Here is a 26,264-nt window from a genome sequence, read left to right as displayed (position 1 = left end):
ATATGGGGCTTTACCTGCTAAAAAGGCTGTTATCGGTGATTCCGGTGCTGATTGGCCTGTCACTCATTGTGTTTTTGATTATGGCGATGATACCCGGTAATCCTGCACAGGCGCTGCTGGGCGCATGGGCCACGCCGGAAAACGTGGCGCGGATTAATCAGGAGTTGGGGCTGGATAAACCGCTGTATCAGCAATACCTGATCTGGGTCGGAAATATGCTGCACGGTGATTTTGGCCGCTCATATGTACTGAACCGTCCGGTGATTGATGAGGTGATGGATCGTTTCGGTGCCACGCTCATTTTGGGTGGGAGTGCCCTGTTAATCAGCAGCGTTCTTGGATTACTGGCGGGCGTGATTTCCGCCGTGCGTCAGTTTGGCTGGGCAGACAAAACCATCACACTGCTGGTGCTGCTGGGCATCTCCATGCCCTCATTCTGGATTGGGTTGCTGATGATCATGCTGTTTGCCGTGCAACTTCAGTGGTTCCCCGCCTCCGGTATGGTTGCTATTTGGGGAGGCGGTGGCCTAACCGACCTGCTGCATCATCTGGTTATGCCCGCTGTGACACTGGCGCTGGTCGCAACCGGTGTAATCGCCCGCCTTACGCGCACCGCAATGCTGGAAGTACTGCGCCAGGATTATATTCGCACCGCGCGAGCCAAAGGCCTATCGGAGCGCAAAGTCATCTGGCATCACGCTTTTCGGTCCGCGTTAGTTGCGGTTATTCCCGTCATCGGTATTCAGGCCGGATTCGTGCTCGGTGGCGCGGTGTATATTGAGACCGTTTTCCAGTGGCCCGGCTTGGGCGCGATGTTAGTTAAAGCAGTTGCTACGCGTGACCTGCTGCTGGTGCAGGGTGGCGTATTAGTGGCAGCCGCGGCTTACGTATTGATCAACCTGTGCGCCGATATCCTGCAGTCGCTGCTTGATCCGAGGTTAGCATCATGAGCCAGATAACCGTTTCCACACCGACTCGCCAGCGTCCTTCGCTGTGGCGGCTTTTGCTAGCCAACCGACTGGCCGCCATTGGGCTTGGGGTATTGCTGCTGATTCTGTTATTGGTCCTCGCCGCACCACTGTTGCCTCTGGCGGACCCGGATGCCACCGATTTACTGCATCGCCTGTTGCCTCCTTTCTCGCCGGGACATCTGTTGGGCACCGATCCTTTAGGTCGTGACCTGCTGTCACGTCTACTATGGGGGACACGCGTCTCCTTGATTGTCGGCGTAAGCGCGACCCTGATGGCTGCGGTCTTCGGCACGATAATCGGGTTGGTGGCCGGCTATGCAGGCGGTCGCACCGATAGTCTGCTGATGCGCCTTATCGATATGCTGATGGCCTTCCCTTATATCCTGCTGGCGCTGGTGATTGTTGCCGTGTTGGGGCCGAGTTTGATTAATGCGCTGTACGCTATTGCCATCGTCAATATTCCGTTCTTTGCGCGTAATATTCGTGGCTTAACCGTTGGCCTGCGCCAGCGTGATTTTATCCACGCGGCACGCCTGGCAGGTAAAAGCCATCTCAATATTGTTTTCACAGAAGTCCTGCCCAACGTATTGCCCGTTATCGTGGTCACCATGTCGACCACCGTAGGCTGGATGATTCTTGAAACCGCCGGGTTGTCATTCCTTGGACTCGGCGCACAACCCCCTGCCGCCGATTTGGGTTCGATGCTAGGCCAGGGACGCGCGCAGATGTTCAGCGCACCACACGTTTCACTGGTGCCGGGCGTGATGATTTTCCTGCTGGTGATGAGTTTTAATCTGCTGGGCGACGGTATTCGCGACATGCTCGATCCCCGCATGAAATCCGGCCTTCAACTTCGCGCCAGTGCCACCACCGATGTACAGCGTTCTGCTGTACCCGCCGCGGTGCAGGCTCCAGATGCCCTGCTTGAGGTCGTCGACTTACAGGTGGATTTTCTTACCCGTTCAGGTAAACACCCAGCAGTGAAAGGAGTGAGTTTCGCGTTATCTCCTGGAGAATGCCTGGGATTAATCGGAGAAAGTGGTTCAGGCAAGAGTGTCACGGCCTTGTCGATCATGGGGCTGGTCGCATCACCACCGGGTGTGATTAGCCGTGGCGCAATTTATCTGGCAGAAGAAGAATTGCTGTCACTGACGTCAACGCAGATGCAGCAACGACGCGGAGCCCGCGTCGCCTATATCTTCCAGGATCCGCTTACTACGCTGCATCCGCAAATGAGCATTGGTAAACAGGTGGTCGAAGCGGTGTTGGCGCATCAACCTATGTCGAATCGTCAGGCTCACGACAAAGCGCTGTCCCTGCTGGCGAGCGTGGGTATTCCTGATGTCGAACAACGCTTTTCCAGCTATCCACACCAGCTGTCCGGCGGACAACGCCAGCGCGTGGGCATTGCCATGGCTTTGGCTAATGATCCCGACATCATCATCGCTGATGAGCCAACCACCGCGCTCGATGTCACAGTGCAGGCACATATTCTTGCGTTGCTGCAGCAGTTAAGGCGCGAACGCGGTTTGACTCTGCTGTTTATCACCCACGACTTTGGCGTGATTGCGCAAATCTGCGACCGGGTGGCGGTCATGCGGCGCGGTGAAATAGTCGAAACCGGCATTACGCAACAAGTTTTAAGCCATCCGCAACATGACTATACGCGTCGGTTGATCGCCAGCGTGCCAAAACTGGGACAGGGACGTGCGTTTCTTAAGCAGGTTGCGCAGCTCTATTCATCAACCCGGGAGGCCTCATGAATACGGTGCTTGAAGCAGAAAATCTGAGCAAAATTTATCATCGTCGCGGCAGTCTTTTTGCTAAAGCGCAGCATCAGGTTCACGCGGTCAAAAGCCTCTCGTTGCAGCTTGCCAGGGGTGAAACATTAGCGGTGGTGGGAGAAAGCGGCTCGGGGAAGAGTACGCTGGCGCGCATGCTGGCAGGACTTGAGGCGCCGACTTCTGGCGTCATTAAAGTCATGGGGGAACCGCAACCTCAAGGGAGCCGTCGCAAAGCGTCCGGTCGTTTGATCCAATATGTATTTCAGGATCCTCAGGCATCTTTAAACCCTCGCCATACCATTGCTGAGATGCTTGATGCGCCGTTAAAACACCTATGCGGTTACGCAGCGGTGGACAGACAACGTCGCAAGCTTGAGCTGCTTGAAGCAGTAAATATGCCGGCCGATGCACTACACGGTTATCCACATGAGTTTTCCGGGGGCCAGGCACAACGGCTGGCTATCGCGCGAGCACTGGCTGCAGAAGCACAAATTCTGGTATTGGATGAGCCCGTCAGTGCGTTAGATGTGTCCGTACAGGCACAGGTGCTATTGCTGTTGCAACAGCTCAAGCAGCAGTTTGCCCTCTCCTATTTATTCATCAGTCATGATCTGGCAGTGGTGGAAGCCATCGCCGATAGAGTGGCCGTCATGTATCGCGGAGATTTGGTAGAATGCGCGGCGAGTGATGTTCTATTTCGTGCTCCCGTTCATGACTACACGAAGAGTCTGTTGGCCAGTGCGCCGCGCCTTTAAGGTATGAAGATGAAAAATGATTTACCCGAGGTTGCCGAACCAATCCGCCGTAAACGTACCGATGAAATTGTTGATGCCATCAAAGATGCAATCGTGCGGGACAATCTGCAACCTGGCGATCGCTTACCGCAGGAAAAGGATCTCGCCACGCGTTTTGCAGCAGGCAAAAGCACCGTCCGTGAAGCATTGAAATCGCTTGAAGTTCAGGGTTTGATCCGCACCCGTACCGGGCCGGGCGGAGGTGCCTTTATCGAGCCAATGAGCGAAGCGCACGCGATGAGTTTGCTCTCTAATTACCTGTTCACCCGCGAACTGTCGATCGCCAATATTTACACGCTGCGAAAAACGCTGGAGCCATTAGTCGCGGTAAGTGCGATTGAAAATATGGATGCGCAAGGTTTTGAGCAACTGCACCAGCTTATCGCCCTTTACGATCATGAACCCGCCGATGACAGTGAACGCTGGGCACAGCGTATGGCAGAACTGGATTTTCACGCCGTGGTCGCCAGCTATTCTGATAACGTGCTGCTGGCATTTATTTGTCGCTTCTTACAACGTTTACTCAAAGATTTAGCCGTTTGCAAAGACATCTACCAACGCCCTGAACCCGTTGAGCGACGCAAAGGCATCGATTTTCAGTATCAGTTAATCGAGGCAATGCGCCGCAAGGACGCCGCTGAAGTGGAGAAAGTTATGCGCTTGCATATGGAACATGCTGAACAGGCAATGCTGACTTTAGAAGCTTCGCTTGAGGAACGATTTCTGCGTTAAAACTGGGGATTGAGCGTCGAAATTCAGCGGCGTCCCCATGTAACGAATCAGCCGCAAAACTGCTCCCTTAACCTCATCCCCTCAAACATAGCCCATCAGCTTCAGCATGGACTGCGCCTGATGCATCGCTTCATTGCGATGCGTCACGCCCAGCTTCTGATAAAGATTGCGGATATGTGTCTTAATTGTCGTGGCCGCGACATCCAGCTCTCCGGCGATTTGTTCATTACTGTAGCCTGAATAAATTAATCCCAGCACCTGCCATTCGCGCTGCGTCAGCGGGCTGGTACGCACCAGTTCGGGAACATCGGGATGATTGAGTAAGCGGCTGATAAAGCCCTCATCGAAATGGGCGAATTTGTGGCGATGATACTTATTAATTTCATCGAGGATGCGCCGCGCGCGATGCTGATCCATCTCCTCCAGCGTGTTGAGCTGAATAAGCTGACGCAACTGTTGCGCCATCATTTCGCCTTCAATCACGAAGTGGCTGACAAAGCCGGTGCTGCGTGCCAGCTTCAGAGCTTCAATTAACGATTGCTGTGCCTCGGCTTTGCGGTCGGTTTGCCAGTAGATTTGGTTAAGCAACAGCAGATTACGGTTAAGATCGCTCTTTAACTGTAATGCTCGCGCATTCTCATTGAGTTCTTCCAGCACCACTTCTGCCTGCATCAGATTACCCAACAGGATGTGGGCGCGCGCCATGTTACGCCACTGCCCCTGCAGAAAATGGTTATTCGCAAAGGCCGGTTTGTCCGTCTGCCGCATCCAGTGATTAGCGCTCTGCGCATCACCGGTCATTTGCCAGTAAATCACCCGAACCTTATCGGCATTCGCTACCCAGTCACTGTGCAGGTTACCGTTATTCAGCAGATTCTCCAGGCGATTCAGATAACTGCGCGCGTTATCCAGATTGCCGCGAGCCAGTGAACACTGGACCAGCAAGCCCAGACACTGAATCTGCTGCTGAGGTGGGTAGCCTTTCAGCACCTTGATGCCTTCTTTCGCGGCGTGTTCTGCATCATCCAGACGCCCCCAGGCCCACATCAACTGGGCGCGGATGCGCAGTAAAAATTCGTGCAGAGGAAACTGCGCCAGATGTTGCTCGGCCACCAGCTTGAAACCCTTTTCCTGAATCTCCCAGGCGGCTTGCAGAAAGCCCTGGGCGAACAGAATTTCACTTTGCTGAATCAGGCTCCAGAGAGCGTAATGCCAGGCTTCATCGCTGCGCGCCATCTGTTCAGTCTGCCGCATCAGCACTAATGAATTCCCCAACTCGCCTTTGCAGTGCATCACTTCGCCGTGAACCGAGGTTGCCACGATACGGCTGTAGCGGCTCGTTTCCGGAAGTGCCGCTAGAGCCTGTTGCGCCAAACGTTCAGCTTCGTCGGCGTCTCCGTTGTTGATCGCCACCTGCGCACGTACGGCATTAAATTCGCCCTGTAAAACGGTGTCGATCTCGCATTTGCTCGAGTGCTCAAAACGAGCCAGCAGGCTATTCACTTCAGAGAAACGGTGCTGGCTTTGCATTAACCAGGCTTGCAGCAGCACCAGTTTTGGATTGTCCTGCAGCGTTTCCCACGGCAGGGTGTTGAGCGATTTCTCCAGCAGCGCCAGTTCACTTTGATTGAAGAGCGTCCAGGCATGTTCCAGCAGAACATCGCGCAGCATGGCCGCATCACCCGAGGCCAGAGCGTGGTGCAGCGCTTCACCAGGAAATCCTTGCACCATCCAGCTTTCAGCCGCAGCGCGGTGCACCGCAGGTAACTCGGCGGCCAGCTCCCACTGGCAGCGCTGGCGCAGGAAACTGCCAAACAGCGGGTGATAACTGAACCACTGGCCGGAGTCATCCATACGCTGCAAAAAGAGACCTTGCCGCTCAATCTCATCCAGTCGCATTCGTCCGTTATCTTCACCGGTTACAGCAGTGATCAACGCATCATTCATCGAGCGTAATAGCGAACTTTTCAGCAGAAATTGGCGAGTAGCAGCATCAACGTTGTCCAGCACCTCTTCAACCAGATAATCAGAGAGATGGCTGGCATTGATACCCGACAGACGGCGCGCAGAGTGTTGCACCGAGCCGGTTCCCTGACGCGCAGAGAGCGCAATCAGTTGCAATGCGGTAGCCCAGCCTGCCACATCATCACACAGGCGTTCACTTTCCGCGCAGGGAAGTGGAGCTTCGAGGCGGCAATCAAAAAACTGCTTCGCTTCCTGATGCGTAAAGGCCAGTTGCTGGCTGCCCAACTCCAGCAGTTGCTCGCGCACGCGTAGGTTGGCAATCCCCAACTGCGGCAAGTTGCGCGACATCACCACCAGCGTGAGGTTATCGGGCTGATGACGCAGGAAGAAACGCATCGCCTCATGTATTGCCGGGTTCACGATATGGTGATAGTCATCCACGATCAGCCACAGCGGTTTTTTCCACTCGGTCAGTTCGATAAATAGCTGCGCAAACAGGGCGTTGAGATTCACATACTGACGCTTATGCGCCAGCGTTTCGCTGCGTTTGCAACCGCCTTGCGTCGCTTGTTGTAAGGCGGCTATCAGGTAATCCGCGAATCGCTCCGGCTGGTTATCCCCTTCATCTAGCGAATACCAGCCAAGATCGCGTTTATCCGCGGCCCATTGTGCGACCAGGGTTGTTTTCCCATAGCCTGCCGGACTGGTAATGAGTAAGAGTCGATATACAGCAGCTGCGGTCAGCTTGTGCAGCAGTCGGTCGCGCGTGACAGTACTTTCAAGACGTAAGGGACGACTCAGTTTTGAAGGAATCAACATGAACGCACGCTTCTCCATTAACGTTTAACGCATCATTTTTTTACGCTTCGTAATTATTCGTCATACACGTTCAGGGATTCGGTAAGGTAATGCAAGCGAACGCATAAGGGATGCTTTACAAAAGCGATTGAAGTCACACTCCTGTCACACTTTCGGAACTCCCTCACCCTCTCCACCCTCCTCATCCTCCCCTCTGAATTTAATGCAGGAGGAGGAGCGCCGATCGCCGCGCAGGCAAACTGACTCGCATATCTCCTTACCCCAACAGGATGCCCTTACCATGACACAGCCTCAGTTTGACTCTGCCCATTTTTCCGCGGCGCTACAGCGTCAATGGCAACGCTTTGGTCTTAACGGCGCACATGAAATGACGCCGCAGCAGTGGTGGCACGCCTTAAGTGGTGCGCTGGCTGAACAACTTGCCGCCGTTCCCTCTAAGCAACCGACCGCCGCGCCACAGCGTCACGTTAACTACATCTCGATGGAGTTTCTGACGGGCCGCCTGACTGGCAATAATCTGATGAACCTCGGCTGGTATGACGCGGTAAGTGATGAGCTGGCTGGCTCTGACATCTCGCTCAGCGCGCTGCTGGAGCAGGAAACCGACCCGGCTTTGGGTAACGGCGGATTGGGCCGACTGGCCGCCTGTTTTCTCGATGCCATGGCAACCACTGGCCAGCCCGCGATCGGTTACGGCCTGAATTATCAATACGGTCTGTTCCGTCAAAGTTTTGTTGAAGGAGCCCAGCAGGAGCAACCAGATGACTGGCAGCGTGATCATTACCCCTGGTTCCGCCATAACACGGCGTTAAACGTTCAGGTTGGCTTCGGTGGCAAAGTCACGATGCAGAACGATGTCGCACAATGGGAACCGGCATTAACGTTACAGGGTGAAGCCTGGGATTTGCCCGTCGTGGGATATGGCAACGGCGTAACGCAACCTTTGCGCCTGTGGCAGGCTGGGCACCCGCAACCGTTTGATTTGCAGCGCTTCAATAACGGTGACTTTTTGCGTGCGGAACAACAGGGCATTGAGGCCGCCAAACTCACCAAAGTGCTCTATCCCAATGACAATCATCAGGCGGGAAAGAAACTGCGCCTGATGCAGCAGTATTTCCAATGCGCCTGTACAGTCGCCGATATCCTGCGACGTCATCAACAGGCTGGCCGCTCCATTGAGAGCCTGCCTGATTTTGAAGTGATCCAGCTCAACGACACCCATCCGACGCTGGCAATCCCCGAACTGCTGCGTTTGCTGTTGGATGAGTATCACCTGTCATGGGAAAGCGCCTGGCACATCACCCAGCGCACCTTTGCCTACACTAACCATACCTTGATGCCGGAAGCGCTGGAGTGCTGGGATCTTCGCCTGGTGCGGTCACTGCTGCCGCGTCATCTGATGATCATCAATCTGTTGAACACGCAGCTGAAAACCAAAATTGAGGCCCGCTGGCCTGGCAATGAGGCCATCTGGGCAAAAACGGCCCTGATTCATCTGCAGCAACTGCGGATGGCAAATCTCTGCGTGGTGAGCGGCTTTGCGGTGAATGGCGTGGCGGCACTGCACTCGAAGCTGGTGGTGCAGGATCTGTTCCCGGAGTATTACGCGCTGTGGCCTGAGAAATTCCACAACGTGACCAACGGCATCACACCACGCCGCTGGATCAATCAATGCAACCCGGCGCTGGCGGCACTGATCAGCCAATCGCTAAAACGCCCCTGGGTTAATGATCTCGACGCCCTTATCGATCTTGAACCACTGGCGGAGGATGCCGCTTTTCGTGCCGAATATCGCGCTATCAAGCAACAGAATAAACTCGCGCTAACACGCTGGATTGCTGAGCAGACTGGCATCAAAGTGCGTCCTGATGCGTTGTTTGATGTACAGATTAAACGTCTGCACGAATATAAACGTCAGCACCTGATGCTGCTGCACATCATTGCGCTGTGGCAAACGCTGGTAAGCGATCCGCAAGCGAATCGGGTGCCGCGTGTGATGCTGTTTGGTGCGAAAGCCGCACCGGGTTACGCGTTGGCCAAAAATATCATCTTTGCCATTAACAAAGTGGCGGCGATCATTAACGCCGACCCGCGCGTGGGTGACCGCCTTAAAGTGGTGTTCCTGCCTGATTACAACGTCTCCGTGGCTGAGCGTCTGATCCCGGCAGCGGATCTCTCCGAGCAAATTTCGACTGCAGGGAAAGAAGCGTCCGGCACCGGCAATATGAAACTGGCGCTAAACGGTGCGCTCACCATCGGCACGCTGGATGGGGCGAATGTGGAAATTGCAGAGCAGGTTGGCGCAGAGAACATCTTTATCTTTGGTCATACCGTCGAGCAGGTGACAGCATTGAAACAGTCTGGCTATGCACCGGCCGTATGGCGTAAACACGATTCGCAGCTGGATGGCGTGTTAACCGCGCTGGAAGATGGCACCTTTAGCGATGGTGATGTGACTGCGTTCAATGACGTAGTGCAAAGCCTGGGTGCGGCAGGCGGCGATCCTTATCTGGTGCTGGCTGACTTCCGTCACTATCTCAACGCGCAGCAGGAAGTTGAAGCCTTGTGGGCCGATCCGGATGCCTGGACGCGTGCAACGATTTTGAACACAGCACGCTGTGGCATGTTTAGCGCCGACCGCGCCATCCGTGATTATCAGCAGCGTATCTGGCAGGCCGCACGATGAAACCGACCCATCATCTTGAATATGCGGCGGAAGCGCTGATTGCCACGGATTACATCGATGCGCACGGACGTGCGCAACTGGTGCCGCACCAGACACGCCAGCGGATACTCGGGCTGATGCATCAGCCCAACACGCCTGCCTCGCCTTTGCCGCCAGCAGTGGTTTTGCGCCAGGGTGAGCCAATGCAGGTTTATCCAAACCTCGATGCAACAGCCGAGTGGCAACTGAGTAGCGAATCCGGGCAGTGCTGGAAAGGCCAATGCGCTCCCGGTGACGTGCTTGATCTACCCACTCTTGAGGCGGGCTATCATTCACTGACGCTGCACCAGAACGAGCGTCAGTTCCATTGCAGGCTCATCATTGCACCTTCGCGCTGCTTTGAGCCTGATGCTCTGCTGCAGGGAGAGTCGTTGTGGGGCAGCTGTGTTCAGCTCTACACGCTGCGTTCCAATAACAACTGGGGCATCGGCGATTTTAGCGATCTGCGCCAGTTTATCGATGAGATGGCTCAACGTGGCGGTGCGTTTATCGGGCTGAACCCTTTACACGCGCTGTTCCCTGCCGAACCTGAAAGCGCGAGTCCTTACAGCCCCTCTTCGCGTCGCTGGCTGAATATTCTCTACATTGATGTCACGGCGGTGGCGGATTTTCAATACAGCGAGGCCGCTCAGGCCTGGTGGAGAGATCAGGCTACGCAACAGGCGCTGCATGACGCCCGAAAGGCCGAATGGGTGGATTACCGTGCGGTTTCTTACCTGAAGCTGGAGGCATTAGGTTTTGCCTGGCAACAGTTTAAACGCCGTGCCTCGGACGAGGCCCAGGCTAAGGACTTTACGGCATTTGTAAAAGCCGGTGGCGATAGCCTGTTATCGCAGGCCCTGTTTGATGCACTGCATGCTGAGCTGCGACGGCAAAATCCTGCGCATCACGGCTGGCAGACCTGGCCTGAGGCGTTGCAAGATCCTCACAGCGCGGCTGTGCTGGCTTTTCGCATTGAACACAGTGATAAGGTACGTTTTTATCTATGGTTACAGTGGCTGGCCACCCGCCAATTCTCAGCCTGCTGGCAGGCTTCTCAACAGCTGCAAATGCCGATTGGGTTGTACCGCGATCTCGCCGTGGGTGTCGCGGCAGATGGCGCAGAAACTTGGTCAGAGCGGGCGCTGTATTGTCTGGAAGCCAGTGTCGGCGCACCGCCGGATATTCTCGGACCGCTCGGGCAGAACTGGGGGCTTCCCCCGATGGACCCGCAGGTTATGGCCGCGCGTGCCTATGAGCCCTGGATCAGCCTGCTGCGCGCCAATATGCATGATTGCGATGCCTTACGCATTGACCATGTGATGGCACTTCTGCGGCTGTGGTGGATCCCTCAGGGTGAAAGCGCCGCTGCAGGCGCCTATGTGCAGTATCCGCTGGATGATTTACTGGCGATTCTGGCGCTGGAAAGTCAGCGTCATCGCTGCATGGTGATCGGTGAGGATTTAGGCACGGTACCGGCCGCCATCGTCGATAAGCTGCGAGATAGCGGCGTTTACTCTTATAAGGTGCTTTATTTCGAGCAGGTTTCTCAACGGCGTTTTCGCTCTCCCGCTCAGTGGCCTCGCCAGGCGATGGCGGTCGCCACCACGCATGATATGCCAACGCTGCGCGGCTGGTGGCAGAGTGATGACTTAAAACTGGGCAGTGAGCTAGGTTTGTATCCCGATAAAGTGATCCTTGCCGGCCTGTATCGCGATCGTCTGGCCGCAAGAAACGCCTTATCCAAGACCCTGGTGCATGACGGGCTGCTTCCTGCGCGTCTCCGTTTTAATCGTGGCAGCGCGCGTATGAATCGCCAGCTTAACCAATCCATCCACCGCTATTTAGCGGGGACGCAGAGTGCATTATTAGGACTACAACCGGAGGAGTGGTTGGATATGGCTAAGCCGGTTAACGTGCCTGGCACCGTCGATAGTTATCCAAACTGGCGCCGTAAACTCAGCGTAACGCTTGAAGAGATGTTTGCCAATCCGATGGTGAATAGGTTGCTGGCAGAGATTAATCAGGGCCGTAAAGCGAGTAAATAAGCAGTGAACAAGCGATAGCGCGAATAGCATTTAGCTTGAACGCTAATCTAAGGGCTGCATTATGCAGCCCTTAAACTTGCCATATGGCGGAGATTCATCAGCGTGACACACCCATAAGATGCGGCTTATCACGCTCCAGGCAAATCACAATCTCAGCTGGCCGCCCAAAATAGCATCGGCTTCCTGCAGGCTGACATCCAATCCTGCTGACGGGGTAAATGTCAGTTCCCCAAAGATAACGTCACCATTGAGCAGGTAGAAATCAGCGCGGACGAATTTGAAATCCGTCGCCAGCTTCATTGCATAATGCTTCATTTTTAAAAAGCCATCCGGCATTTCTGGCAGGTCGTTTTTATTGATCAACTTCACAGTATCTTCGAATGGTAACGGGTTCCAGTTCATATCAAAGTAATAGAACTTAGGCGTGCCTTTCTCGCGACCGACGCAGACCATCACCGCATAGGGCTTACCGTTGAAACAGTAAAATTTATAATCATCAGGGAAACCACCGCGATCGTTCTCAATGTACTTTTCACACAGAATCTTTCTCTCGATCTTACGGTATTGCGGCTCAACAAAATGCGAGGAGAAATCCTCACTGAGCCACTTACTCAGTTGCTTATTGGTTTTCTCAATATTCAAAGATGATTTGTCACTGCAGATGATGTTGTACCCTGCTCCGTGATTACACTTTAATGCAAATCTTTCGGGTAAGGCAGCATAGTCGATATCCTGAGGGTTATCGTAAACGCCATACATTTCATTGAGAATTTCACCGCAACCTTTGGCTGCAATGTATTCCCTGACCTTGAATTTATCGGCGCACTGAGTGTAAATCTCGTTATTGAACTCATTAAACTTAAGCCACTGAATCTTTTCATTAAAATTAGTGGGGTTGGATAAGTTAAGCTTCTTTTTAAATTTAATGTAGTAATGGGCTTTAGCGCTAAACTCTGGTGAAATACTCGCGCTAAATTTAAGTGCTGATTTTACTGTGTGTTTTATCATTCTCATTGATATTATCTCGGTTTAAAAATGTTGAGGTGCATTTTGATGATTGTTTTATTCTTGAAAAAATAATTCAGTAACGTGCAAGACAAAATTTCAACAATCAAAAAACAGTAGGCTGCGCCATTAATCCCGAAGGCTCTAATCATCACCCAGGAAAACGGCACAGTTAATACACAACATAAAAACATCTTCTTAGCCAAATAGTTGTATCCGGACTCTTTGATCATATATCGATAACAAATAGTTCCCAGAGATGAGAACATCGTGCCAATAATTATTATGGGAATGATTTCGACTGAACCCATATAATTATTGCCATAAAGCAAATGAATAAAATAATCGCCAAACAGATAGAATCCACCCAGTACGACAAACGACAGGAATATCACAATGCGATTGATTTTATTGAGTAATTCATCCACAGTCAGTTGATTTTTCTCACTGTAGATTTTTGAGAAGAAACTCGTAATCAAAGATAAGACCACAAAGGACCAGGCACCTCCTATGGTTAACGCTACGCTATACACTCCCAGATTCGAGTAAGAAATCATTTTTGCGAGAAAAATACTCGATATCTGAGTGTAAACATCCGCCGATATGCTGGATAAGATTAACGCCCCACCGGTGTACAGCATATGCCGGTTATACATCCCTGCACCTTTACGGCTATCATCCACTTTCGTGGTGTATCTAAAATAGATAAGACGCATGATATAAGGGACGAGAGGGATGATAACGATTGGGATGGTGAAGTAGTAAATGGGCAATTCAAAGTGCGAGATGTAAAATCTCGCCAGCAGAGCCAGAGATAAGCCGATCACATTGGTGATCGTATTTATTTTTGATTTCAACTGCGTGTTGTTGTAGATGGAAAAAAAGTCCATCACGATATAGTAGGTGGCAATGCAGTTGGCTACGCCAAAGATGAATACCGTTGGGTCAGTAAAGAAATACAGGTAAGTCAGGACGGAAATGGATGAAAGGAGAAAGAAGAAACGCCGTTGGTTCTGCGTGTGCATGGCTAAAGCAATGCCTGATCTGGCTTTTTCGCTCATGCGTTTGAAAATGATATTTTGGCCGCCAAACCACGATAGCGTCTGCACAAAAATGAACAGTGAGGTCGCTATGTTGATTTTGCCAAAATTATCAGGCCCAACGTACTTAGCCATTAATGAATTAATGTAAATCAGCCCAATGATGTTGACTGATTTTTCCAGCATAATCCATATTGCGTTAGAATACATTTCACGTCTCACATAAACATATGTTAAGTAATTGCAGTTATGCTTGATTGATAACTTATGCTCGAGATAACAATTTAATATGCCCCGCTGGTATATTTATCTGCTAAATGGTTATATAGTCAAATAACCGTCACATTCACTCTTTACTGTTCGCTTTCATTTTATTTGGTCGATACTGTGACTGTTTACAGAAAAATAGTGAAGGGGTTTGCATTCAAATCAGATTAATAGCAAATAAACCTATAAAACAGATCCATTTATAAGTGAAGCTTTATGGGCAGGTAATACATTTGTGAATATGTTTATTATTGAGCGTGAAATAAAAAAGGTGCGCCGTAGCGCACCAGGTGGGGCAATTCAGCACTGTCGGGATTAACTCATCCCTTGCCTTTAACACTGCTGATAAAGGTTTGGCGCGCCGAGGTTGACCCCAGGCGCTCCGCCTCGTCCAGCAACTTGAGGGCTTTATCAATATTGCCCTGTTCAACTGCCTGTCGAATGCTCTGGTTAAAGTAGCTGTCTGTCTCTTGCACCATCGGTGCCTGCTTCACCACGGGAGTGGGACGCACATTGTTTTGCACCACCGGCTGCGTATTTCCGACGGTGACAGGTGCGGATGCCGAAGAACCAAACAGTGGCCCAACCAGAATGGACGCGGTGGAACTGGTTGAGACTTTTAGCTTGAGTTTTCCCTCGCGGCTGTGGCGAGCAATCGGATCGGGAATGTCAGGAACCGCGTGTCCCGTACCTTTTGCATAGGCTTTAGCCGGGTCCATCAGTGTGGTGGTTTGTGAAAGATCCTGTTCGGTGGTGAATACCAGAATATAAATCTTCTGCTGGCCCAAAGCGGGGGTCAGTTTCATCACCCCTTCCAGACGATCGGCGCTCATCACACCCGGTTGCTGATAGGTGAAGAACCGGCTTGGGAACCACGCCGCAGGACGCATATTCTCATCCAATACCAGCACGTTTGGCGCATAAACCTGATTATTCGTAACTTCACTGCTCAATGTCACCGTCAGCTCACCCTGGTTAGCGGGCAAGCTGTACGCGGCAACGGCACCGGTTATTTCATCTGCGTTAAGCTGCTCACTATTTTGCGTGAGCACACCACTTTGTGCGCGAGAAGTGTCGACAGGTTGCCAGTTAAGACGCAGCAACTTTTCAGTGGAGATTGCCGGAGCTGCAGAGAGATCCTGCGGCACCAGATTGATATCAGCGAGCGTCGGGAGGCTATAACCGGTCATGAGCACAGCGCTCAGGCACAGTGCAGTCAGCGTTTTTCTTTTCATTTTTAGTCTCTTCAAGCTGGGCAGGTAACCGCCATGGCCAGGCAATGGCGGCGGCTACCTGCAATTCAGGGAAGCTAATCCGGCATCAATCAGCGATGGCTTACCACCAGATCTCCATTTGCGCGCCGAAAGTCCACTCATCGTTATTACCACGGCTGTTGGTGAGAATGCCGTTGCCGCTGCTGTCATTGGAGGCGAATGTAGTCAGATCACCCGAGCTGTCTTTGTTGTAACCCCACTTCTCATCCCACTTGGCATAAGTGGCGAACAGCCGCAGCGCAGGACGTGACCAGATGCTGTCGCCAGCCTGCCACTGCTGGGCCAGCGTGACTTTATACTGTCCGTTGCGTTCGCTGACCTGCTGTGACTTGACGTTGTCGTAACCGACTTCCAGCAAGGTGCTCATGATCGGTGTCCACTTATACATTGGACGCACGCCCACGGTGTACCACTCGGTTCCCCGGTTGTTATCCAGATCGATGTTCTGATACATCGCGACGTACATCAGATCCCAACGGTCTGCCAGCGAGATCGCACCGTGATCCAGCACGCGATACATGCTGCCGTTGTTATTAATGTTGGTGCCCTGCGGCAAGCCTTTGCCCTGCGAGGTCAAGGCATCGGTGGCGTATTGCAGTACAAATTTGTTATAGCCTTTCAGCATGCTTTGCGTGTGTTCGGCGGTGAACATCCAGCCATCTTTCGAGGCGCCGTCCTCAATACGGTAGCCGTCACGTGCGTTGGCACGGCCGTAATCCACACCCAATTCCAGCACGCCGCCAGGGTTGGTTTCTAAACCTGCCAGGCGCACATCGAATACATCGTTGGCCGTGCTGGTGGCGTAATCGCGGATTTGATCGCTGGAGAAGGTGTATGAGCCACCCGCTTCTGATGAGCGTGTTGCCGCAAAGGAGAGTTTACCGAAGCCGAGGTCGACATCTTCCAGACCGGCGCCCGGACCGGAAATATCCCAGTAGTAGAAGTCGATCATGTGAACATCATGGCGCTGGTAGAAGCGTTTACCGGCCCAGATAGTGGAACCCGGTAAAGACTCAATCAGGTTTTTACCTTTCACGTTCGCTTCACGGAATGCCGGTGAGGTGGCTTCCCAGTCATTCTGTTGCGAAACAGAGTAGGCAACGTTGGTATCGAAATAGAAACTCTTATCGCCCTCCTTCCACACTTCCTGACCCAGCTTCAGTTCGGCATAAGTTTCGCATTCGTTACCGAGGCGGTATTTACTTTGAGCACCCGTTGCCTGGAAGCACTGTTGCTCGCCGCCACTGCCGGTCCAACCGATGCCTGAACGAGCATAGCCAGTGAAATCCACCGCCATTGACGGGGCTGAAAGCGTGCCCGCAGCGATGGCAATCGCGACGGGGAGTTTGCGCAGAGTTAACATTTTCTATCTCCTGAGGTCATTGCTTTTATTGTTTTTACAGCGCTACACACCGGGTTCCTGATGTAGCCTGCGACAGGCGCTCCCGTCCTCACGGAACAGGTGACAGCGCTCCGGTGGCAGGCCGATGCCCATCAGGGCGCCCTCTTCTACCAGCACGACGTCATCCTGGCGGTAGACCAGGTTGTGACGAATGGCGGGAATCTGGATATGGATTTGCGTTTCGTGGCCCAGTTGCTCGACGACCTGCACTTCACCGACCAGGGAGATGTCGGCGATATCGCTGGAGAGCAGATGCTCAGGACGGATGCCGAGCGACATGTTGCTGCCCACCTGCACATCGGTGCTCTCTACCGGCAGCCAGACCAGCTGATCGTTAGGCAGCCTGACCTGCACCTGATCGATAGCGGTGGCGGTGACTTTGACGGGCAGGAAATTCATACGCGGCGAGCCAATAAAGCCCGCGACAAAACGGTTGGCAGGATAGTGATACAGTTCCAGCGGCTTACCGACCTGAGCAATGCGCCCGGCGTCCAGCACCACGATCTTATCTGCCAGCGTCATGGCTTCGATTTGATCGTGGGTGACGTAAATCATGGTGCGTTTGAGTCTCTTATGCAGACGCGAGATTTCAATGCGCATTTGCACACGCAGCGCGGCATCAAGGTTTGAGAGCGGTTCATCAAGCAAAAAGACGCGCGGTTCGGCCACCAGCGTACGTCCGATAGCCACTCGCTGACGCTGCCCACCCGACAGCGCTTTCGGCAGCCGTTCCAGCAAATGCGCCAGTTGCAGCAACTCAGCAACCTGATTGACGCGCTGCTCAATCTCAGCGCGTTTTACACCGGCCAGCTTCAAACCGAAGGACATGTTTTCAGCCACGTTGAGGTGGGGATAAAGCGCATAAGACTGAAACACCATGCCGATACCGCGTTCTGCTGGCGGCACCTCATTCATGCGTTTGCCGCCGATCAGCAATTCACCGCGTGTGATGGTTTCTAAACCGGCGATCATGCGTAACAAGGTCGATTTGCCACATCCCGAGGGGCCGACAAACACCACAAATTCCCCTTCAGCAATGTCCAGGTTGATCTGCTTTGATACCTCAACATCGCCCCAGGCTTTGGTGACATCACGAAGCGCAACGTTCGCCATTCTGCTTTTCCTCTTAACTTGCTCACTCTGACCGGCATACCAGCCAGCAGACTCCGGTGAGCACTATGCGCAGCTGTACACCACGCGACATCCTCCACCGCTGCGCCTTTTTCTGGGGGATGAGCCAGGAGGAGGAGATCGACATGCCTGCGGGCGGCGGCGGGCTTTGAGGGCTTTTTTTGTGATCGATAACGCAAACCTGATGTAGCAAATGTGTGCGTAACAGCGTGATAGCGCGGGGTTTTGTTACCGCGATCACGTATTGAGGGCGGCAGGCGTAGAGCGCGGGAGGATGAGAAGACAGCGTGAATGATCACAATGTGGCGAGTTAAAAAATTTCCGCTTCCGCTAACAGGATGGAGTTATGACGATGAAAACTGGTGCACGCATTCTTGCTCTTTCAACCCTTACCGCCGTGTTGTTCTCGACCAGCGCAATGGCAAAAATCGAAGAAGGTCGGCTGGTCATCTGGATTAACGGTGATAAGGGCTATAACGGTCTCGCTGAAGTCGGCAAAAAGTTTGAGCAAGACACCGGTATCAAAGTCACGGTTGTGCATCCGGACAAAATGGAAGAGAAGTATCCGCAAGTGGCAGCAACGGGTGATGGCCCAGACATTATTTTCTGGGCACATGACCGCTTTGGCGGCTATGCCCAATCCGGGCTACTGGCTGAAGTCACTCCCGATAAAAGTTTCCAGGATAAGCTGTTTCCCTTCACCTGGGATGCCGTGCGTTACGATGGCAAGCTGATTGGCTATCCTGTTTCCGTTGAATCACTCTCTCTCATTTACAATAAAGATCTGCTGCCGACCCCGCCGAAAAGTTGGGAAGAGATGGCTGCCGTTGATAAGCAGCTGCGCGCTAAAGGCAAGAGCGCCATCATGTTTAACTTGCAGGAACCTTACTTTACCTGGCCATTGCTGGCTGCCGGCGGAGCTTACGCTTTCAAACCGACGCAAGGCGGCTATGACGTCAAAGATACTGGCGTCGATAATGCTGGTGCGAAAGCGGGAATGCAGTTCCTGGTCGATCAGGTCAAAGCCAAAATGCTGAATGCCGATACGGATTATTCCATCGCGGAAGCCGCCTTTAATAAGGGACAAACGGCGATGACGATTAATGGCCCCTGGGCGTGGAGCAACATCGACAAAAGTAAGATCAATTATGGTGTGACAACCCTTCCAACCCTGAATGGCAAACCTTCTAAAACCTTCGTAGGCGTGTTAAGCGCGGGTATCAATGCCGCCAGCCCGAACAAGGAGTTAGCCAGGGAGTTTCTCGAGAATTTCCTGCTGACGGATGCAGGACTGGATGCAGTTAACAAAGACAAACCTCTCGGCGCCGTGGCGCTGAAATCATTCCAGCAGACACTCGAAAAAGACCAACGTATTGCCGCCACCATGAGCAACGCGCAAAACGGTGACATCATGCCCAACATCCCACAGATGTCTGCATTCTGGTACGCCATGCGCACGGCCACACTGAATGCCCTCAGTGGACGTCAGAGCGTGGATGCCGCGTTAAAAGATGCGAAAGCGCGCCTCGAAAAGTAATCCCTCTTTTGAGCCGACTCACGTCGGCTCACCACTGGTTGTTGAGGAACACCGAATCATGTCAGGAAAACCGAAAATGGAACGATCCAGCCTGCTGCTGAAAAGCGTTCTTGTCGGGATCTGTTGTCTGCTGGTCGGCTACCTTTTGGTGCTGATGTATGCACAAGGGGAGTACCTGTTTGCGCTGGTGACGCTCATCGTCAGCGCGATAGGGATTTGGATTTACGCCAATCGACGCGCGTATGCCTGGCGCTATGTTTATCCGGGTTTAGCCGGTATGTCGCTGTTTGTCCTGTTTCCGCTGGCGTGTACCGTCGCCATCGCTTTCACCAATTACAGCAGCACCAACCAACTTTCGCAGGAACGCGCGCAGCAGGTGTTGTTGAGCCGCCAGTTTCAGGATGGTGCGGGGCTAAATTTCGCTCTCTACCCTGTCGACGACCGTTGGCAGCTGGTACTTAGCGATAACAACAGCGGTGAGAGCTATGTTTCTGCACCGTTCAACTTTGCCGGTGTGCAACAACTTAAATTGGTCGCAGCAGCTTCACCCGCAACGACCCGCGCCACCCTCAAAATCATCACGACTCACCGACAAGCGCTGAGCCAGATTACGGCACAACTACCGGATGGTCGTGAGTTGGTGATGAGTTCATTACGGCAATTTTCCGGCACGCGCCCGCTCTACCAGTTAGGGGATGATGGCGCGTTGAAGAACCAACAAACCGGTGTGCTGTATGCCGCCAATGCACAAACAGGCTTTTATCAGCAGTTAAATGCCGACGGCAGCTTCGGCAGCGAGAGGCTTAGCCCGGGTTTTACCGTTAATGCAGGTTGGCAGAACTTCATCCGCGTATTTACCGACGAAGGCATCCAGAAACCTTTCCTCGCCATTTTTGGCTGGACCCTGCTGTTCTCACTGGTCACGGTGGTGCTGACCGTGGCCGTGGGCATGGTGTTGGCTTGCCTGGTGCAGTGGGAAGCCCTGAAGGGCAAAGCGGTTTATCGCGTAATGCTGATTCTGCCATATGCGGTGCCCGCCTTTATCTCCATCCTGATTTTTAAAGGTCTGTTCAACCAAAGCTTTGGCGAAATCAACGTGATGCTCAGTGCGCTGTTTGGTGTGCAACCCGCCTGGTTTAGCGATCCCACACTGGCGCGCACTATGCTGGTGATAGTGAATACCTGGCTGGGTTATCCCTACATGATGATTTTGTGCATGGGATTACTCAAAGCGATTCCCGATGATTTGTATGAAGCCTCGGCAATGGATGGTGCAGGACCGCTGCAAAACTTCTTCCTGATCACTCTGCCGCTGCTGTTGAAACCCCTGATGCCGCTGATGATCGCCAGCTTCGCTTTTAACTTTAATAACTTCGTGTTGGTGCAACTGCTCACCAACGGTGGCCCCGATCGTCTGGGTACGACGACGCCAGCGGGTTATACCGATTTGCTGGTCAACTACACGTGGCGTATCGCTTTTGAAGGCGGTGGCGGTCAGGACTTCGGGCTGGCGGCGGCGATTGCCACCCTGATCTTCCTGTTGGTGGGCGCGTTGGCGGTGATTAATTTGAAAGCCGTGCGTATGAAGTTCGACTAAGGAGTCGTTATGGCAATGGTACAACCCAAATCACAACGAATGCGGCTGCTGCTGACACACTTGCTGCTGCTGACATTTGTTGCGGCAATTCTCTTCCCGCTCTTAATAGTGCTGGCCATTTCACTGCGTTCCGGCAACTTTGCCACCGGCAGCCTGATTCCTGAGAACATTTCGTGGGAGCACTGGAAGCTGGCATTAGGCTTTAGCGTGACCCATGCGGATGGTCGCGTCACTCCGCCGCCTTTCCCGGTGCTGTTGTGGCTGTGGAACTCGGTCAAAATTGCCGGCATTAGCGCGCTCGGTATCGTCGCGCTTTCCACCACCTGCGCTTACGCGTTCGCCCGCATGCGCTTCGCCGGACGCGCCAGCCTGCTGAAAGGCATGCTGATTTTCCAGATGTTCCCTGCCGTGCTGTCATTGGTGGCGCTGTATGCACTCTTTGATCGGCTGGGGCAATATGTGCCCTTCCTGGGATTAAATACCCACGGCGGTGTGATATTTGCCTATCTGGGCGGGATTGCGCTGCACGTCTGGACAATTAAGGGCTACTTCGAAACGATCGATGGATCGCTGGAAGAGGCGGCAGCACTAGATGGCGCAACGCCGTGGCAGGCCTTTCGGCTGGTGTTACTGCCGCTTTCGGTGCCAATTCTGGCGGTGGTATTTATCCTCGCGTTTATCGCTGCCGTCACTGAGGTGCCCGTGGCTTCGCTGCTGCTGCGCGATGTTAACAGCTACACCCTTGCGGTCGGCATGCAACAGTATCTCAATCCGCAAAACTATCTGTGGGGCGATTTTGCCGCCGCCGCTGTGCTTTCTGCTATTCCCATTACCCTGGTGTTCCTGCTGGCACAGCGCTGGCTGGTGAGCGGGCTAACCGCCGGAGGCATCAAGGGATAACGACTTCATCAGAGTAGTGCCACTGCTTCCTCAATATTCACTGCTATTGAGGGTTTTTGGCGGCCTTCGGGCCGCTATTTTTATCGCCGCGCACTGGATCTCAGCCATCGCCAAATCTCGTTTTAAGTTATGAAAATCATTAGTTTAAAAGAAATCGTTAGGGGAAATATTACAGGGTGAGGAATGTTCTTGCCTGGTTTGACGCTGAACATTTACATTAAACGCCGATCACCCATAAAAGGAACTTCAGCTATGGCACGGGAACACCACTATCACGTCACGGTCCGCTGGACCGGCAATCGCGGTACCGGAACCTCTTCTTACACGGCTTACGATCGTAACAGTGAGATGCTGGCAGACGGCAAACCTACAATGCCCTTGAGCGCCGATCCGGCATTTCGCGGCGATGCCACGCGCTGGAATCCTGAAGAGTTACTGCTCGCATCGGCCTCAGCCTGCCACAAACTGTGGTATCTGCACCTGTGCGCGGACGCGGGAATTGTGGTGGAAGATTATGAGGATGCGGCGGAAGGCACCATGGTGGAAGGGGCGCGGGGTCGTTTCACGCAAATCACACTGAAACCTCGCATTACGCTGCGCGATCCGGCAGATGCGGACCGCGCGCGTGAGTTACATCATCAGGCACATGAGGCCTGTTACGTGGCAAATTCACTCAACTTCCCGGTGAACTGCGAACCGACGTTTGCCTGATCAGGCGGCGCCGGCCAACGGTGGTTGCGGCGGTTCCCACAGTCGCACGCCATTACGTCCGGCGCGTTTCACCTCGTATAACGCTTCGTCCGCATGGCGCAACCAGTGACGTAATGATTCCGCATTGGATGCAGAGGCAATACCAATACTCACCGAGCAGTGAAACTCCGCTGACGCCGGCAGGCGCACCTGAGCAATTTTTTCTTTGAGTCGGTTCGCCAGTGCCACCACCGATTCATCGGTCGCATGATGCACGATAACGCCCAGCTCATCGCCACCGAAGCGCGCGGGAATATCCTGCAAGCCCACGTGATTGCGTAACAGCGCCGAAATCTCCGCCAGCAAAAAATCCCCGGCTTCATGGCCCCAGGTATCGTTCACCGACTTGAAGTAATCGAGATCCATCAGCAACAGATAGCCCGCACTTTCACCACGACGCGTGCTGAGAAATTCACTCTCCAGACGACGCTCAAACAGCCGACGGTTGGGAATTTCCAGACCAGGGTCCATCAGTGCAATGCGTTCCAGTTCGCGGTTTCGTTTACGCAGTTGCCAGGTGAGATTGTAAGACGTCACGCTCAACACCAGCATGTAGCAGGTTGCCAGCGGTAACGTCAGCCAGACGGTTTGCGCACTGAATGCGAGATGGACCCCCGCCCCATCTACCAGCCAGACCATCACAAAAGCACAAAGGAAAGCCTGCATGGCCGCGATCAACTGCGCTGCGCCCCCTGCTGCGTAACGATCCGAGGCCAGCACCGCCATAATGATAAATGACGGCAAAGGGCTGAGCGCCATCAGCGCCACCCAAATCCCACCAAATGCCGCGTCTAGCGTTAAGTTATTGCGTTCAGTACCGGTTGAATCCTCTGCACGCAATGCCCGGCGATAAGCAACCCACGGCCAGACAAACGCATTGGTAAATAACAGGGCGCTGAACGCCACACCGCGATCCATCTCCATCAATACCGAGAGAATCGGGAAGAAACATAAAATTGTGCCAAGCTGGCGCATGATAAACATACGACGTACGAAGCGCTGCGAACGCCGCTTCAGATGGCTATCATCAGGTGAGTAATAATTCATTCACTGGAAAAGTCTGATCGACAAGAAAAGCAGTTTAACGGGAAAAACCGCGAGCGGAGCGGTTTATTTTAAGAATATTTACCTTGCGCTTAACAACTGCACAAGGATCGTTAGGATTGTGTAAAGCTATCGCCCAAATTTACGTGCAGCGACCAAACAACCTACAACGGCTGCCGTCACTACCAGCATCGATGGATTAACGGATTCATGAAGTAACCAGGCTGAGAAGATGAGGCCAAAGAAAGGCTGTAAAAGCTGCAGTTGTCCTACGCTGGCGATCCCCCCTGTTGCCAGCCCTTTATACCAAAAGATAAAACCAATCAGCATGCTGAACAGCGATACATAACCCAATCCCCACCACGCAGACGCCTGAACCGACTGGAAACTGCCGGGTGCAGTCATCATGGTTGCCAGCAACATAGCAGGCAGTGAAAGTATCAGTGACCAGCATATAACCTGCCAGCCGCCCAGGCGACGAGAAAGCATCGCCCCTTCCGCGTAACCCAGACCGCAAACTAATGTTGCAGCGAACATCAAGAGATCACCGGTCAGTGATGCCGCTGCGCTGTGCACCAACGCAAACCCCATCACTAATAGACAGCCGAGAGTTGAAAATAACCAGAATGCTTTTCGCGGTCGCTCGCCTCCGCGAATCACAGCAAAAAGTGCGGTAGACATTGGAAGCAATCCAATAAAAACGATGGAATGTGCTGAGCTGACATGTTGTAACGCCAGTGCAGTGAGCAAAGGAAAACCTATCACGACACCCAACGCGACAATCAGCAATGAAAAAAGCTGCCCGAATGCAGGTCTGCGCTGTCGAAGAACTAAGATGAGCAGGACCGCTAACATTCCTGCAATTGAAGCGCGCATAAAAGTCAGGAAAAAGGGGTCAAAACTTTGTACCGCCACGCGCGTAGCCGGTAACGACCCACTAAAAATAATCATCCCGATGAATCCACTCATCCATCCTTGTAATCCAGCATTGCTAGCGTGACACACCCTTGTATTACTGCTTCTTGCCATAAACGCCACCTTGATTCATTCACTTACCCACCGTTGACGCTGCAAAGCGTAAATGACAGCATTAAAGACAATCAAAAAATTGTCATGGATACATTGGATGAAGGCTCGCTACAAAATCATCGTTGATGAATTAGCCAGCGCGATACAGCTCGGCCATTTGCCCGCAGGGACACGATTGCCCACGCACAGAGCACTGGCCAGCGAGCGAGCTATCTCTTTAGCCACCGCAACACGTATCTATAGTGAGTTGGAATCCATGGGATTGGTGAGAGGAGAAACCGGTCGGGGAACCTTTGTCAGGGAAATTTTGCTTCCCCCGGGATTGGGCGTTGATCAACAACGAGTGGCGCCGGATGTGCTGGATCTGAATTTCAACACCCCTTCCCTGCCAGAGCAGGCTGACCGTCTGCGCAGTGCACTGCGACAACTTGCAACACGCGGTGACATCGAATCGCTATTACGTTATCAACCCTATGCCGGACGTCTCAACGATCGTGAAGCGGTTGTCTCTTACCTGAACAATATGGGACTTTTGTCGCAAGCCGAAAACGTTCTGATGGTCAACGGCGCGCAACACGGTTTAGCAATAACCGTGATGGGATTATTGAGACCGGGTGACGTTGTCGCGGTGGACGCACTGACTTATCCAGGCTTCAAAGTGTTGGCCAGCCTTTACCATCTGGAGTTGGCGCCTATCCCGATCACCCCTGCTGGCCCTGATCTTGCGGCTTTGGAAACACTTTGCCAAAGCAGGCGGGTTCGCGCTGTTTACACCATGCCTACACTGCATAACCCGATGGGCTGGGTGCTCAGTAGCGATCAAAGAAAAAACATCAGCGCAATCGCCCGAAAATACAATTTACTGATCATTGAAGATGCGGCTTACGCTTACCTGGATCAGGCAGCGCCAGCCCCCCTGGCATATTACGCCCCTGAACGGACGATATATGTCACCGGATTTTCTAAGAACGTGGCAACGGGTTTACGAGTCGGTGCAGTAGTGTGCCCCGCAGATCACCGCGATGCACTGGAACGCGCGATTCGCGCCACAAGCTGGAACACGCCCGCATTAATGACTTCCATCGTCTGCGACTGGTTGCGAGAGGGATACGTCGCACAACTTGAGGAAGAGAAGCGAAGAGATGCCGGACAACGTCAAACCCTGGCGCGAAAAATCTTGCAGGTTTTTACCTGCTATGGCCATCCGAATGCCTATTTTATCTGGATTGTGTTACCCGATGAGGCTCGGGCGGAGCGCGTGGTGAAGCGCTTGCTGCAGCATCGAATTTCCGTATCAACCGCAGAGCCTTTTAGTACCTCGACGACCGTGCCGCAGGCTATCCGACTGGCGCTGGGTTCTGTAAGCCTGCATGATTTGCAATCGGCACTGATAAAAGTAAAGGAAGCGATTGATTACGAAGAAGGTTTGTAAGACGAATCGTGGTTTTCAGCCACTCAATCAGTGAGAACT

General features: G+C 53.0%; 19 protein-coding genes. 11 read left to right on the top strand and 8 right to left on the bottom strand.

What is annotated here, in order from left to right; all coding sequences use genetic code 11:
- Positions 1-2 precede the first annotated feature (2 nt).
- From ACXI0A_RS24725 to ACXI0A_RS24710, 4 genes are read left to right on the top strand one after another with little or no spacing between them, the layout of a single operon-like run.
- Positions 3-950, top strand: a complete 948-nt coding sequence (locus ACXI0A_RS24725; RefSeq protein WP_476146395.1) for an ABC transporter permease subunit — start codon at positions 3-5, stop codon at positions 948-950.
- On the top strand, positions 947-2,734 hold the full coding sequence (locus ACXI0A_RS24720) for an ABC transporter permease subunit (protein WP_476146397.1): 1,788 nt from the start codon (positions 947-949) through the stop codon (positions 2,732-2,734). Before ACXI0A_RS24725 ends, ACXI0A_RS24720 begins: the two co-directional genes overlap by 4 nt.
- Positions 2,731-3,510, top strand: coding sequence for an ATP-binding cassette domain-containing protein (locus ACXI0A_RS24715; protein ID WP_476146399.1), 780 nt, complete (start codon positions 2,731-2,733; stop codon positions 3,508-3,510). Before ACXI0A_RS24720 ends, ACXI0A_RS24715 begins: the two co-directional genes overlap by 4 nt.
- A 9-nt stretch (positions 3,511-3,519) precedes the next feature.
- Positions 3,520-4,281: a GntR family transcriptional regulator gene (locus ACXI0A_RS24710; RefSeq protein ID WP_476146401.1), complete on the top strand. Its 762-nt coding sequence runs from the start codon at positions 3,520-3,522 to the stop codon at positions 4,279-4,281.
- Between the two features lie 81 nt (positions 4,282-4,362).
- Here ACXI0A_RS24710 and malT read toward each other — a convergent pair whose 3' ends face one another.
- A complete protein-coding gene (gene malT / locus ACXI0A_RS24705) occupies positions 4,363-7,065 on the bottom strand; it encodes an HTH-type transcriptional regulator MalT (RefSeq protein WP_476146403.1) in 2,703 nt (900 codons plus the stop codon).
- Positions 7,066-7,345: 280 nt separating this feature from the next.
- Here malT and malP point away from each other — a divergent pair, with 280 nt between their 5' ends.
- Together malP and malQ are read left to right on the top strand one after the other, a co-directional pair.
- Positions 7,346-9,751 (top strand): maltodextrin phosphorylase, encoded by a 2,406-nt coding sequence (gene malP / locus ACXI0A_RS24700; protein WP_476146405.1) that lies wholly within the window; start codon positions 7,346-7,348, stop codon positions 9,749-9,751.
- Positions 9,748-11,817, top strand: a complete 2,070-nt coding sequence (gene malQ, locus ACXI0A_RS24695; RefSeq protein WP_476146407.1) for a 4-alpha-glucanotransferase — start codon at positions 9,748-9,750, stop codon at positions 11,815-11,817. Before malP ends, malQ begins: the two co-directional genes overlap by 4 nt.
- A gap of 144 nt (positions 11,818-11,961) precedes the next feature.
- Here malQ and ACXI0A_RS24690 read toward each other — a convergent pair whose 3' ends face one another.
- The 5 genes from ACXI0A_RS24690 to malK all read right to left on the bottom strand — a co-directional run bounded on the left by ACXI0A_RS24690 (position 11,962) and on the right by malK (position 17,918).
- Positions 11,962-12,831: an ATP-grasp fold amidoligase family protein gene (locus ACXI0A_RS24690; RefSeq protein WP_476146408.1), complete on the bottom strand. Its 870-nt coding sequence runs from the start codon at positions 12,829-12,831 to the stop codon at positions 11,962-11,964.
- A gap of 5 nt (positions 12,832-12,836) precedes the next feature.
- Positions 12,837-14,072: an oligosaccharide flippase family protein gene (locus ACXI0A_RS24685; RefSeq protein ID WP_476146410.1), complete on the bottom strand. Its 1,236-nt coding sequence runs from the start codon at positions 14,070-14,072 to the stop codon at positions 12,837-12,839.
- Between the two features lie 377 nt (positions 14,073-14,449).
- On the bottom strand, positions 14,450-15,364 hold the full coding sequence (gene malM, locus ACXI0A_RS24680; protein ID WP_476146412.1) for a maltose operon protein MalM: 915 nt from the start codon (positions 15,362-15,364) through the stop codon (positions 14,450-14,452).
- A 100-nt stretch (positions 15,365-15,464) separates the two neighbouring features.
- Positions 15,465-16,766 (bottom strand): maltoporin LamB, encoded by a 1,302-nt coding sequence (locus tag ACXI0A_RS24675; RefSeq protein ID WP_476146414.1) that lies wholly within the window; start codon positions 16,764-16,766, stop codon positions 15,465-15,467.
- A 42-nt stretch (positions 16,767-16,808) separates the two neighbouring features.
- Positions 16,809-17,918 carry a maltose/maltodextrin ABC transporter ATP-binding protein MalK gene (gene malK, locus ACXI0A_RS24670; protein WP_476146416.1) on the bottom strand — a complete coding sequence of 370 codons (1,110 nt, stop codon included), beginning with the start codon at positions 17,916-17,918 and terminating at the stop codon, positions 16,809-16,811.
- Positions 17,919-18,282: 364 nt separating this feature from the next.
- Here malK and malE point away from each other — a divergent pair, with 364 nt between their 5' ends.
- The 4 genes from malE to ACXI0A_RS24650 all read left to right on the top strand — a co-directional run bounded on the left by malE (position 18,283) and on the right by ACXI0A_RS24650 (position 22,681).
- Positions 18,283-19,473 (top strand): maltose/maltodextrin ABC transporter substrate-binding protein MalE, encoded by a 1,191-nt coding sequence (malE, locus tag ACXI0A_RS24665; RefSeq protein WP_476146418.1) that lies wholly within the window; start codon positions 18,283-18,285, stop codon positions 19,471-19,473.
- 76 nt (positions 19,474-19,549) lie between these two features.
- The gene (gene malF / locus ACXI0A_RS24660; protein ID WP_476146420.1) at positions 19,550-21,070 is read left to right on the top strand and encodes a maltose ABC transporter permease MalF; all 1,521 of its coding nucleotides are present in this window, start codon (positions 19,550-19,552) and stop codon (positions 21,068-21,070) included.
- A gap of 9 nt (positions 21,071-21,079) precedes the next feature.
- Complete coding sequence (gene malG, locus ACXI0A_RS24655; protein ID WP_476146421.1) at positions 21,080-21,970, top strand: maltose ABC transporter permease MalG; 891 nt, start codon at positions 21,080-21,082, stop codon at positions 21,968-21,970.
- 252 nt (positions 21,971-22,222) lie between these two features.
- On the top strand, positions 22,223-22,681 hold the full coding sequence (locus tag ACXI0A_RS24650) for an OsmC family protein (protein ID WP_476146422.1): 459 nt from the start codon (positions 22,223-22,225) through the stop codon (positions 22,679-22,681).
- Here the strand turns inward: ACXI0A_RS24650 and ACXI0A_RS24645 are convergent, their stop codons facing one another.
- Positions 22,682-23,767, bottom strand: coding sequence for a diguanylate cyclase (locus ACXI0A_RS24645; protein ID WP_476146424.1), 1,086 nt, complete (start codon positions 23,765-23,767; stop codon positions 22,682-22,684).
- Between the two features lie 126 nt (positions 23,768-23,893).
- Entirely contained in the window at positions 23,894-24,793 is a 900-nt protein-coding gene (locus tag ACXI0A_RS24640; RefSeq protein WP_476146426.1) for an EamA family transporter, read from the bottom strand.
- A gap of 97 nt (positions 24,794-24,890) precedes the next feature.
- Here ACXI0A_RS24640 and ACXI0A_RS24635 point away from each other — a divergent pair, with 97 nt between their 5' ends.
- Positions 24,891-26,225, top strand: coding sequence for an aminotransferase class I/II-fold pyridoxal phosphate-dependent enzyme (locus tag ACXI0A_RS24635; protein ID WP_476147141.1), 1,335 nt, complete (start codon positions 24,891-24,893; stop codon positions 26,223-26,225).
- Positions 26,226-26,264 lie beyond the last annotated feature (39 nt).

Source organism: Pantoea sp. C1E2 (assembly GCF_056491465.1).
Note: the sequence above shows the minus strand (reverse complement) of the source record. Positions and strands in the feature narration are given on the sequence as shown.

Excerpts from the sequence above, each read along its gene's own strand:
- ACXI0A_RS24725 (WP_476146395.1), top strand. The coding sequence starts at position 3 with ATGGGGCTTTACCTGCTAAAAAGGCTGTTATCGGTGATTCCGGTGCTG.
- ACXI0A_RS24720 (WP_476146397.1), top strand. The coding sequence starts at position 947 with ATGAGCCAGATAACCGTTTCCACACCGACTCGCCAGCGTCCTTCGCTG.
- ACXI0A_RS24715 (WP_476146399.1), top strand. The coding sequence starts at position 2,731 with ATGAATACGGTGCTTGAAGCAGAAAATCTGAGCAAAATTTATCATCGT.
- ACXI0A_RS24710 (WP_476146401.1), top strand. The coding sequence starts at position 3,520 with ATGAAAAATGATTTACCCGAGGTTGCCGAACCAATCCGCCGTAAACGT.
- malT (WP_476146403.1), bottom strand. The coding sequence starts at position 7,065 with ATGTTGATTCCTTCAAAACTGAGTCGTCCCTTACGTCTTGAAAGTACT.
- malP (WP_476146405.1), top strand. The coding sequence starts at position 7,346 with ATGACACAGCCTCAGTTTGACTCTGCCCATTTTTCCGCGGCGCTACAG.
- malQ (WP_476146407.1), top strand. The coding sequence starts at position 9,748 with ATGAAACCGACCCATCATCTTGAATATGCGGCGGAAGCGCTGATTGCC.
- ACXI0A_RS24690 (WP_476146408.1), bottom strand. The coding sequence starts at position 12,831 with ATGAGAATGATAAAACACACAGTAAAATCAGCACTTAAATTTAGCGCG.
- ACXI0A_RS24685 (WP_476146410.1), bottom strand. The coding sequence starts at position 14,072 with ATGTATTCTAACGCAATATGGATTATGCTGGAAAAATCAGTCAACATC.
- malM (WP_476146412.1), bottom strand. The coding sequence starts at position 15,364 with ATGAAAAGAAAAACGCTGACTGCACTGTGCCTGAGCGCTGTGCTCATG.
- ACXI0A_RS24675 (WP_476146414.1), bottom strand. The coding sequence starts at position 16,766 with ATGTTAACTCTGCGCAAACTCCCCGTCGCGATTGCCATCGCTGCGGGC.
- malK (WP_476146416.1), bottom strand. The coding sequence starts at position 17,918 with ATGGCGAACGTTGCGCTTCGTGATGTCACCAAAGCCTGGGGCGATGTT.
- malE (WP_476146418.1), top strand. The coding sequence starts at position 18,283 with ATGACGATGAAAACTGGTGCACGCATTCTTGCTCTTTCAACCCTTACC.
- malF (WP_476146420.1), top strand. The coding sequence starts at position 19,550 with ATGGAACGATCCAGCCTGCTGCTGAAAAGCGTTCTTGTCGGGATCTGT.
- malG (WP_476146421.1), top strand. The coding sequence starts at position 21,080 with ATGGCAATGGTACAACCCAAATCACAACGAATGCGGCTGCTGCTGACA.
- ACXI0A_RS24650 (WP_476146422.1), top strand. The coding sequence starts at position 22,223 with ATGGCACGGGAACACCACTATCACGTCACGGTCCGCTGGACCGGCAAT.
- ACXI0A_RS24645 (WP_476146424.1), bottom strand. The coding sequence starts at position 23,767 with ATGAATTATTACTCACCTGATGATAGCCATCTGAAGCGGCGTTCGCAG.
- ACXI0A_RS24640 (WP_476146426.1), bottom strand. The coding sequence starts at position 24,793 with ATGGCAAGAAGCAGTAATACAAGGGTGTGTCACGCTAGCAATGCTGGA.
- ACXI0A_RS24635 (WP_476147141.1), top strand. The coding sequence starts at position 24,891 with ATGAAGGCTCGCTACAAAATCATCGTTGATGAATTAGCCAGCGCGATA.